Origin of the sequence: Chenggangzhangella methanolivorans (genome assembly GCF_019797865.1) — a bacterium.
Taxonomy (GTDB): domain Bacteria; phylum Pseudomonadota; class Alphaproteobacteria; order Rhizobiales; family Methylopilaceae; genus Methylopila; species Methylopila methanolivorans.
Genome location: NZ_CP081869.1, coordinates 4,304,833 through 4,315,014, shown reverse-complemented (window position 1 = coordinate 4,315,014; position 10,182 = coordinate 4,304,833). Strand labels below are relative to the sequence as shown.

The 10,182-nt window shown below is 69.8% G+C and carries 5 protein-coding genes and 1 pseudogene; all 6 read left to right on the top strand.

Annotation, left to right across the window (positions count from 1 at the left end; genetic code table 11):
- The 6 genes and pseudogenes from glgB (at position 1) to treY (ending at position 10,139) form a co-directional block, all read left to right on the top strand.
- A pseudogene (glgB, locus tag K6K41_RS22600) lies at positions 1–2,168 on the top strand (1,4-alpha-glucan branching protein GlgB).
- A gap of 230 nt (positions 2,169–2,398) precedes the next feature.
- Positions 2,399–4,540 carry a glycogen debranching protein GlgX gene (gene glgX, locus K6K41_RS22595; protein WP_261402374.1) on the top strand — a complete coding sequence of 714 codons (2,142 nt, stop codon included), beginning with the start codon at positions 2,399–2,401 and terminating at the stop codon, positions 4,538–4,540.
- Positions 4,537–4,974 carry an alpha-amylase family protein gene (locus K6K41_RS22590; protein WP_261402373.1) on the top strand — a complete coding sequence of 146 codons (438 nt, stop codon included), beginning with the start codon at positions 4,537–4,539 and terminating at the stop codon, positions 4,972–4,974. Before glgX ends, K6K41_RS22590 begins: the two co-directional genes overlap by 4 nt.
- Complete coding sequence (locus K6K41_RS22585) at positions 4,974–6,284, top strand: alpha-amylase family glycosyl hydrolase (protein WP_261402372.1); 1,311 nt, start codon at positions 4,974–4,976, stop codon at positions 6,282–6,284. Before K6K41_RS22590 ends, K6K41_RS22585 begins: the two co-directional genes overlap by 1 nt.
- Positions 6,281–8,371 carry a 4-alpha-glucanotransferase gene (gene malQ, locus K6K41_RS22580; protein ID WP_261402371.1) on the top strand — a complete coding sequence of 697 codons (2,091 nt, stop codon included), beginning with the start codon at positions 6,281–6,283 and terminating at the stop codon, positions 8,369–8,371. Before K6K41_RS22585 ends, malQ begins: the two co-directional genes overlap by 4 nt.
- Before the next feature lie 241 nt (positions 8,372–8,612).
- A complete protein-coding gene (gene treY, locus K6K41_RS22575) occupies positions 8,613–10,139 on the top strand; it encodes a malto-oligosyltrehalose synthase (protein WP_261402370.1) in 1,527 nt (508 codons plus the stop codon).
- The last annotated feature ends 43 nt before the right edge of the window (positions 10,140–10,182 follow it).

Below are 10,182 nucleotides of genomic sequence, written 5' to 3'. Positions count from 1 at the left end.
ATGAAACTCGACCGCTCCGCCCTCGACGCCCTCGCTCACGGCGCCCACGCCGACCCGTTCGGCGCGCTTGGCCGCCGGGACGACGGCGACGGCCCCTATATCCGCGCGCTTCTGCCCGGCGCGCTTTCGGTCGAGGCGATCGACGCCAAGACCGGGGCGTCGATCGGCAAGCTCAAGCAGATCGAGGACACCGGCGTGTTCGAAGGCGCGGTGCGGGGCGTGGACCCCTATCGCCTGAAGATCGACTGGCCGGGCCAGCAACAGGAAACCGAGGACCCCTACTCCTTCGGCCTGCTGCTCGGCGACATGGACCTGCATCTCCTCGGCGAGAGCCGCCATTTCGAGCTCGCCTTCGCGCTCGGCGCCAACGCGATGGAGATCGAAGGCGTCAAGGGCGTGCGCTTCGCCGTCTGGGCCCCGAACGCCAAGCGCGTCGCGGTGGTCGGCGACTTCAACGCCTGGGACAAGCGCCGCAACCCGATGCGGCTGCGCCACCCCTCGGGCGTCTGGGAGCTCTTCATCCCGCGCATCGGCCCGGGCGAGCGCTACAAGTTCGCGCTGCGCGGGCCCGACGGCGGCGAGCTTCCCGACAAGGCCGATCCGGTGGCGAAGTCGGCCGAGCCTGCGCCCGGCACGGCCTCGATCGTGGCCGATCCGAAGGCTTACGAATGGACCGACGGCGACTGGATGGCCTCGCGCGAGCGACGGCAGGAGCCCGACAAGCCGCTGTCCTTCTATGAGGTCCATCTCGGCTCGTGGATGAAGGACGGCCGCGCGGTCGACTGGAACTTCGCGATCGAGAAGCTGATCCCCTACGTGTCCCAGCTCGGCTTCACGCATGTCGAGCTGCTGCCCGTGGCCGAGCACCCGTTCGGCGGCTCGTGGGGCTACCAGCCGCTCGGCCTGTTCGCGCCGACCGGCCGCTACGGCGCGCCGGAGGACTTCGCGAAGTTCGTGGACGCCGCGCACGCCGCCGGGATCGGCGTGGTGGTGGACTGGGTGCCGGCGCATTTCCCGACCGACGCCCACGGCCTCTACCGCTTCGACGGCACGCCGCTCTACGAGCACGCCGACCCGCGCGAAGGGTTCCACATCGACTGGAACACCGCGATCTACAATTTCGGGCGCCGCGAGGTGCAGAACTTCCTGATCGCGAGCGGCCTGCACTGGCTCGAGCAGTTCCATGTCGACGGCCTGCGCGTCGACGCCGTGGCCTCGATGCTCTACCGCGACTACTCCCGCAAGGAGGGCGAGTGGGTGCCGAACCATCTCGGCGGCCGCGAGAACCTCGAGGCGATCGGCTTCCTGCAGCACTTCAACGCCGTGATGCGCGAGCGCGTGCCGGGCGCCATCACCATCGCGGAGGAATCGACCGCCTGGCCCGGCGTCACCCGCACCACCACCGAGGGCGGCCTCGGCTTCCACTACAAGTGGAACATGGGCTGGATGCACGACACGCTGAACTACATGGAGCAGAACCCGATCTACCGCTCCTACAACCATGACGGCATCACGTTCGGGCTGGTCTACGCCTTCTCCGAAAAGTTCGTGCTGCCGCTGAGCCACGACGAGGTGGTGCACGGCAAGGGCTCGCTGATCGGCAAGATGCCGGGCGACGCCTGGCAGAAATTCGCCAATCTGCGCTCGCTTTACGGGCTGATGTGGACCCACCCCGGCAAGAAGCTCCTGTTCATGGGCGGCGAGATCGCCCAATGGAGCGAGTGGAACCACGACGCGCAGGTCGACTGGCCGGCGCTCGACGACCCGCACCACGCCGGCGTCCAGCGCCTGATCCGCGACCTCAACGCGATCTACGCCAAGGAGCCGGCGCTCCATGCGCGCGACCACCTCGACTCAGGCTTCCGCTGGGTGATCGGCGACGACCGGACGAACTCCGTCTTCGCCTTCCGCCGCGAGGGGGAGGACGGCGCTCCGCCGGTTCTCGTGGTCGCCAACATGACGCCCGTGCCGCGGCACGGATATCGCATCGGCGTGCCGAAGGCGGGCTGTGGAGCGAGATCATCAACACGGACGCAGGCCTCTATGGCGGCTCGAACGTCGGCAATGGCGGCGGGCTCGAGGCGCAAGCCGTCGAGAGCCACGGCGAGGCGCAATCGCTCGACCTCTCGCTGCCGCCGCTGTCGGTGATCGCGCTGCGCGCGGGGTAGGCTCGGGAACTGGGGGAATGAACACGGTGCGGGGTCAAATGCGCTCGGGGGAGCACGCCGGACTGAGTGATGAAGCCTTGAGCACGGCGCGACGCCTCCGCCCCCCTCTCCCGTGCGGGAGAGGATAAGGGTGAGGGGAAGTCGGCGCGCCCGTTCTTTTTGACTTTCCCTCATTCGACCTCGGCTTCGCCTCGGCCACCTTCTCCCGCAAGCAGGAGAAGGGAAGAGCCATGAGCATCCTCGAAGAGGGCCTGCCCTACCCGCTCGGCGCGACCTGGGACGGGCTCGGCGTGAACTTCGCCGTCTTCTCCGCGCACGCCGAGCAGATCGACCTCTGCCTGTTCGATCCTTCGGGCCGGCGCGAGATCGCGCGGATGGCGCTGCCCGAGCAGACCGACGAGGTGTTTCACGGCTATCTGCCGAACGCCCGCGCGGGGCTGCTCTACGGCTTCCGGGCTCACGGCCCCTACAACCCGCAGCACGGCCACCGCTTCAATCCGAACAAGCTGCTGCTCGACCCCTACGCCAAGCAGCTCGCGGGCGAAGTGCGCTGGTCCGACGCGCTCTACGGCTACCGCCTGCACTCCCCGCGCGCCGACCTCTCGTTCGACCGGCGCGACTCCGCGCCCGGCATGCCGAAGGCGGTGGTGATCGACGGCAGCTTCAACTGGGGCGACGACCGGCCGCCGAACGTGCCCTGGGGCGAGACCGTCATCTACGAGGCGCATCTGCGCGGCCTCACCATGCTGCGGCCCGACGTGCTGCACCACGAGCGCGGCACGTTCGCGGCGCTCGCCAGCCCCCCGATGATCGAGCACTACAAGCGGCTCGGGATCACCGCGGTCGAGCTTCTGCCGATCCACGCCTTCGTGCAGGACCGGCGGCTGGTCGAGATGGGGCTGAAGAACTTCTGGGGCTACAACAGCCTGGCGTTCTTCGCGCCCGAACCGCGCTACCTCTCCGACGGCTCTCTGAACGAGATGAAGGTCGCGATCCGCCGGCTCCATGCGGCCGGGATCGAGGTCGTTCTCGACGTCGTCTACAACCACACGGCCGAGGGCTCGGAGGAAGGCGCGACGCTGTCGTTCCGCGGCCTCGACAACCTGTCCTACTACCGACAGGAGACCCATGACTGGCGCCGCTGCGTCAACGACACCGGCTGCGGCAACACCGTCAATCTCTCTCATCCGCGCGTGCTGCAGCTCGTGATGGATTCACTTCGCTACTGGGTCGAGCACTATCACGTCGACGGCTTCCGCTTCGATCTCGGCACGGTGCTCGGCCGCGAGACCCACGGGTTCGACCCCGGCTCCGGCTTCTTCGACGCCGTGCGCCAGGACCCGGCGCTCTCGCGCGTCAAACTGATCTCGGAGCCGTGGGACATCGGGCCGGGCGGCTACCAGCTCGGCAATCATCCGCCAGGCTTCGCCGAGTGGAACGACAAGTTCCGGGACTCGACCCGCCGGTTCTGGCGCGGCGACGGCGGGCAGCGGCCGGAGTTCGCGGCGCGGATCGCGGGCTCGTCGGACCTCTTCGACAAGCGCTCGCGAAAGCCCTGGGCCTCGGTCAACTTCGTGTCCAGCCACGACGGCTACACGCTGGCCGACACGACGTCCTACGAGCGTCGCCACAACGAGGCGAACGGCGAGGACAACCGCGACGGCCACGGCGAGAACTACTCGTCCAACTGGGGCGTCGAGGGACCGTCGAGCGATCCGGAGATCCGCGCGACCCGCGCCCGCGTCGCCCGCGCGATGCTCGCCACGGTGCTGTTCGCGCAAGGCACGCCGATGCTGCTCGCCGGCGACGAGTTCGGCCGCACCCAGAACGGCAACAACAACGCCTATGCGCAGGACAACGAGACCTCCTGGGTCGACTGGCGCAAGGCGGCGACGCCCGAGGGCGAGGCGCTCGTCGACTTCATCGGCCGGCTGATCGAGCTCAGGCGCGCCCACAAGGTCCTGCACTGCAATCGCTTCCTGCACGGGCTCGACCAGCCCGCGCCCGGCGTGCTCGACATCGCCTGGTTCGACGAGAACGGCGCGCCGGTTTCTCCCGACGCCTGGAACGACCATCGCGAACGCACGTTGACGCTGCGGCGCGCAAAACCCCGAGCCGACGGCGCCGTTCCCCTCGTGACGCTGATGATGAACCCGACGCCGGAAGACCGCGCCTTCGCCCTGCCGCCCCCGAAGCTGCCGACCACGATCCTGTGCGACACGGCGGCGCCCGAGGCGCCGGAGCGCTTGGCCGAGGGAGACCGCGTCACGGTCGCGGGTCGCAGCGCCGTGCTGCTGATGTCGCTCCATCCGCCCGTGCGCCGCGGGCGTCCGCCGAAGCTCGAAGCCATATCCGGAGACGACCAAGCTTGAGCGACGCCTTCGTCCGCCCCCTGCCCCTCGGCGCGACCTACAAGGCGGGCGGCACGACGTTTCGCTTGTGGGCGCCGGCCCTCGACGACGTCGAGCTCGAGATCCGGGACGACGACCCGCGCAAGATGGAGCGCGACGAGGAAGGCTGGTTCGCGCTCACCGTGGACGTCCCCGCCGGCGCGCGGTACCGCTACCGCCTGCCCGACGGGCTCGCCGTCCCGGACCCGGCGTCGCGCTTCCAGGACGGCGACGTCCATGGCTGGAGCGTGCTGGTCGATCCGCTCGGCTATCGCTGGCTCGCGGGCGACTGGGCCGGACGGCCATGGCGCGAGGCGGTGCTCTACGAGCTCCATGTCGGCTGCTTCGGCGGCTTCCGCGGCGTCGCCGCCGCTCTGCCGCGGTTGAAGGACATCGGATCACGGCGATCCAGCTGATGCCGATCTGGGATTTTCCGGGCGCGCGCAACTGGGGCTACGACGGCGTGCTGCCTTACGCGCCGGACGCCGCCTACGGGACGCCGGAGGAGCTCAAGGGCCTCATCGACCGCGCCCACGAGCTCGGCCTGATGATGTTCCTCGACGTCGTCTACAACCACTTCGGGCCGGACGGGAACTACATTGGGGCCTATGCCCCGCCAGCCTTCCGCGAAGATCTTCACACCCCCTGGGGCGGCGCGATCGACTTCCGCCTCCCGGAGGTCCGCTCCTTCTTCACCGAGAACGTCCTCTACTGGCTGATCGAGTACCGCTTCGACGGCCTGCGCTTCGACGCGGTGCACGCGATCTGCGAGCAGGACTGGATCGACGAGATGGCGGCCGCCGTCCGCTCCAGCCACGAGCTGCGCGACCGCCGCATCCATCTCGTTCTGGAGAACGAGAACAATCAGCAGAGCCATCTCGCCGGCGACGTCGACGCCCAGTGGAACGACGACTTCCACCACGTCTTCCACGTGCTGCTGACGGGCGAGCGCGAGGGCTATTATGACGATTTCGCAACGGATACGGCCGGAAAGCTGGCGCGCTGCCTGAAGGACGGCTTCGTCTATCAGGGCGAGCTGATGGCCCATATCGGCCATCCGCGCGGCACCCCGTCCGGACATCTGCCGCCCAAGGCCTTCGTGTCGTTCCTGCAGAACCACGACCAGGTCGGCAACCGCGCTTTCGGCGACCGCCTGACGACGCTCGCGCCCCCGGGCGGCGTCGAGGCCGCGACCGCCGCCTTCCTGCTCTGCCCGCAGATCCCGATGATTTTCATGGGCGAGGAGGTCGCGAGCGAGACCCCGTTCCTGTTCTTCACCGACTTCCAGGACGAGCTCGCCGACGCCGTGCGCGAGGGACGGCGCAAGGAGTTCTCCAAGTTCGCGGCCTTTGCGGGCGAGGAGATCCCCGACCCCAACGCCAAGTCGACCTTCGAGGCCTCGATCCCACAGCCCCATCCGACGCTCGCGGGCGAGCGCGCCGCTCTGTTCAAGCGTCTTCTCGCGATCCGCGCCGCCGAGATTTCGTCGCGCGAGGCGACCGCCGACGCCGAGGCGGAAGCGATCGGCCCCAAGGCGGTGCGCGCGACATGGCGCTTCGAGGACGGGGCGCGGCTGACGCTCGCGGTCAATCTCGCCGACAGCCCGCTGGACGTCGCCCCGATCGAGGGCCCCCTGCTCTACGAGAGCGCGCCCGGCGTCGCCGACGCCGCCCGGGCGGGACGGCTCGAGGGCTTTGCGGTCGTCGCGTTGATGGAGAAGGCATGACCACGGACGATCTCGTCCGCCGCCTCGCGACCCGCGCAGGTTTCGCCGTTCACTGGACCGATCAGGCCGGCAAGGCGCAGGAGGTCTCGCCCGAAACGCTGAAGCGTCTGCTCGCCGCGCTCGGCGTCTCCTGCGAGACCGAGGCGCAGGCCCGGGACGCGCTCGCGTCGCTCGACGCCGCCGACCGCGCCCGCCCGCCCCTCGTCACCGCGCGCGTCGGGGAGCCGTTCGACATTCCTGAAGCGACGGCCGTGCAGGCGCGGCTGACGCGCGAAGACGGCGAGATCTTCGAGTTCATGCTGCAGGACGCCGGCGACGACCGCGCCCGCGCGCGCCCGATCCTCGAGCCCGGCTACCACCAGCTGGAGTTCGGCGACGAAGCGATCGTCGTCGCGGTCTCGCCCGGCCGCGGACGTTCGATCGTTGACGCCGGCCAGGGCCGGCGCATGTGGGGGCTCGCCTCGCAGGTCTACGGCCTCACCCGCAAGGGCGACGGCGGGATCGGCGATCTCGGCGGGGTCGCGGCGCTCGCAGAAGCCGCCGCCGCGGCCGGCGCCGACGCGCTCGCGCTGTCGCCGCTCCACGCGGGCTTCTCGGCCGACCCGCACCACTTCGGCCCCTATTCCCCGTCGAGCCGGCTGTTCCTCAATCCGCTGCACGCCGATCCCGACTTCCTGTTCGGCGAGGAGCGCGTGCGCGAGGCCGCCAAGGCCGCGGGCGTGGCGGCCGGCCGGGCCAAGCTCGAAAAGGCGGCGCTCGTCGACTGGCCGGGCTCGGCGGCCGTGAAGCTCGCGACGCTCCGGACGCTCCATGACAGCTTCCGCGCCGTCGAGCTCGGCGCGGACACCACGAGCCATCTCGCGCTCGACTATGCGGCTTACCTTCGCGAGGGCGGCGCTCTGCTGATCGAGCACGCCCGCTTCGAGGCGCTGCACGCGGCGCGCTTCGGCGCGGATCCTGGCCAGTGGGACTGGCGGCGATGGCCCGAAGGCCTCAAGGATCCGAACGGCCCCGAGGTCGAGGCCTTCGCGCGCGAGCATGCCGGCGAGGTCGATTTCCACCTCTTCCTGCAATGGATCTCGGACCGCTCTTTCGCCGCGGCCCAAAGCGTGGCGCACAAGGCCGGCATGGCGATCGGCCTCGTCTCGGACCTCGCGGTCGGCATGGACGCAGGCGGCAGCCACGCCTGGAGCCGGCAGCAGGACGTGCTGGTCGGCCTCTCGGTCGGCTCGCCGCCCGACCTGTTCAACCCGAACGGCCAAGCCTGGGGCCTCGCCACCTTCTCGCCGATCGCGCTGAAGGCCCAAGGCTTCGCGCCCTTCCTCGCGACGCTGCGCGCCTGCATGAAGAACGCCGGCGGCGTCCGCATCGACCACGCCATGGGGTTCGCCCGTCTCTGGATGGTCCCGGAGGGCGAGAGCTCGAAGCACGGGGCGTATCTCTCGTTCCCCGTCGACGACATGCTGCGGCTCACCGCGCTCGAGTCGCTGCGCAACGACTGCGTGGTCGTGGGCGAGGACCTCGGCACCGTGCCGGAGGGGTTCCGCGACAAGCTGGCCGCGGCCGGCGTCGCCGGCATGAAGGTGCTGCAGTTCGAGCGCGACGACGCGCACGGCTTCTTTCCGCCGGACTATTACCCGCAGGACGCGCTCGCCATGACGACGACGCACGACCTGCCCACCATGGCTGGCTGGTGGTCGGGCGCGGACATCGCGCTCAAGGCCTCGATCGGCGGCCAGCAGTTCGGCGAGACGTCAGAGAACGACACGGCGACCCGCGAGGGCGAGCGCGGCGAGCTCTGGCGCGCCTTCGAGCAGGCGGGCGTCGCGCGGGGGCCGCGGCCGGCTCCCGACGAGACCGATCCCGCCGTCGCCGCCTCGATCCGGTTCCTGGCCGCCACCCCTTCGAAGCTCGTGCTGCTGCCGCTCGAGGACGCGCTCGGCCAGGTCGAGCAGCCGAACCTGCCCGGGACGCTCGACGAACATCCGAACTGGCGCAGGCGCCTGGCCAAGCCCGCGACGGAGATGCTCGCGGAGCCGAAGGCCGCCGAGCGGCTGAAGAGCCTGAACAGGAGACGAGAGGGGTGAGCCGCGTGGAGCGAGCGCAGCCCTTCTCCCCTCCCCCTTGCGGGGAGGGACCGGGGATGGGGGCGGCTCCGAATGAGGCTCAGAGGGCGACGTCGCTCTCCGCAGAACCGAGGCGCTCGATCCTGAACCACCCCCACCCTCACCTTCCCCGCAAGGCGGAGGGAGTTGAGACGTCGCGCCACGTCCTAGACGAGCGCCAGAAACCATCGACCCGCGTCGCGATCCAACGGAGCCCCGCCCCATGACCAACGCTCCGGCCGTCGCCGCCCCTCCCCGCGCCACCATGCGCTTCCAGTTCCACAAGGACTTCCCGTTCGAGCGCGCCATCGCGCTCGTGCCCTATCTGCGCAGGCTCGGGATCAGCCACCTCTATTCCTCGCCGATCCTGACCGCCCGCGCGGGCTCCAACCATGGCTACGACGTGGTCGACCCGACCAGGGTGAACCCCGAGCTCGGCGGCGAGGACGGCTTTCGCAAGCTGGTGGCGGCGCTGCGCGCCGAAGGCCTTGGAATGGTGGTCGACATCGTCCCCAACCACATGGCGGTCGGCAAGGACGACAACGCCTGGTGGCTCGACGTGCTGACCTATGGCCGCGGCTCGCGCTTCGGGCATTTCTTCGACATCGACTGGGAGCCGGCCGACCCGGCGTTGCGCGACAAGATCCTGCTGCCCACCCTCGGCGTGCCCTACGGCGAGGCGCTGCGCTCGGGCGACCTCAAGCTCGCGCGCGACGGCAAGCGCGGCGGGATCACGCTGCGCTACGCCGACCACATGTTCCCGATCCGCCCCGAAGACCGCTACGACATCGAGACCGCTGGCGGCATCGAGGCCTACGACGCGACGACCGAGGACGGCCGCGCCCGTCTCCACGCGCTGCTCGAAAAGCAGAACTGGCGGCTCGCCCACTGGATGGTGGCGGGCGACGAGATCAACTGGCGGCGCTTCTTCGACGTCAACGAACTCGCAGGGCTTCGCGTCGCCGATCCCGCAGTGTTCGAGGCGACCCATGAGAAGCTACTCGACCTTTACGCCGAGGGGCTGATCGACGGGTTCCGCGTCGACCATATCGACGGGCTCGCCGACCCCGGCGGCTATGCGCGGAACCTGCGCGACCATCTCGACGAGCGGCAGGCGGAGCGGCCGGGAGAGCTTTCCGAGCAACGCGCCTATCTGGTGATCGAGAAGATTCTCGGCCCCGGCGAAGAGCTCGCGCGCGACTGGAAGGTCGACGGCGCGAGCGGCTACGACTTCATGGACGACGTCAGCGCGCTGCTGCACGACGCTGATGGTGAAGAGAAACTTAACGTCTTTTGGGCCGAGATCAGCGGCCGGCCCGCCGACTTCCATGTCGAGGAGGAGACGGCGCGGCGCGAGATCCTCGACCGCTCCTTCTCGGCCCAGCTCGACCAGGCGACCGACGCGCTGCACCGGGTGGCGCGGCTCGACTACGAGACCCGCGACACGCCGCGCGCCGCGATCCGCCGGGCGCTCGTCGAGCTGCTCGCGCATTTCCCGGCCTACCGCACCTACGCCAACGCGATCGAGGGACGCACGGAGGCCGACAAGCCGATCTTCGCGAAGGCGCTCGAAAAGGCGCGCCTGACCATCATGCCGGCCGACGCGCCGGTGCTGGACCAGCTCGACGGATGGCTCGGCGGCAAGAAGGCGCCGGACGATCAGCGCATCCTGCTCGACAAGGCGATCCGCCGGTTCCAGCAGCTCTCGGCGCCGGTCGCCGCCAAGGCGGTGGAGGACACGGGCTTCTAACCGCTACGGCCGGCTGCTTTCGCGCACCGACGTCGGCTTCGAC

What these genes read in the sequence shown, in the direction of transcription:
- glgX (WP_261402374.1), top strand. Translation starts at nt 2,399, where the DNA reads ATGAGCATCCTCGAAGAGGGCCTGCCCTACCCGCTCGGCGCGACCTGG.
- K6K41_RS22585 (WP_261402372.1), top strand. Translation starts at nt 4,974, where the DNA reads ATGCCGATCTGGGATTTTCCGGGCGCGCGCAACTGGGGCTACGACGGC.
- malQ (WP_261402371.1), top strand. Translation starts at nt 6,281, where the DNA reads ATGACCACGGACGATCTCGTCCGCCGCCTCGCGACCCGCGCAGGTTTC.
- treY (WP_261402370.1), top strand. Translation starts at nt 8,613, where the DNA reads ATGACCAACGCTCCGGCCGTCGCCGCCCCTCCCCGCGCCACCATGCGC.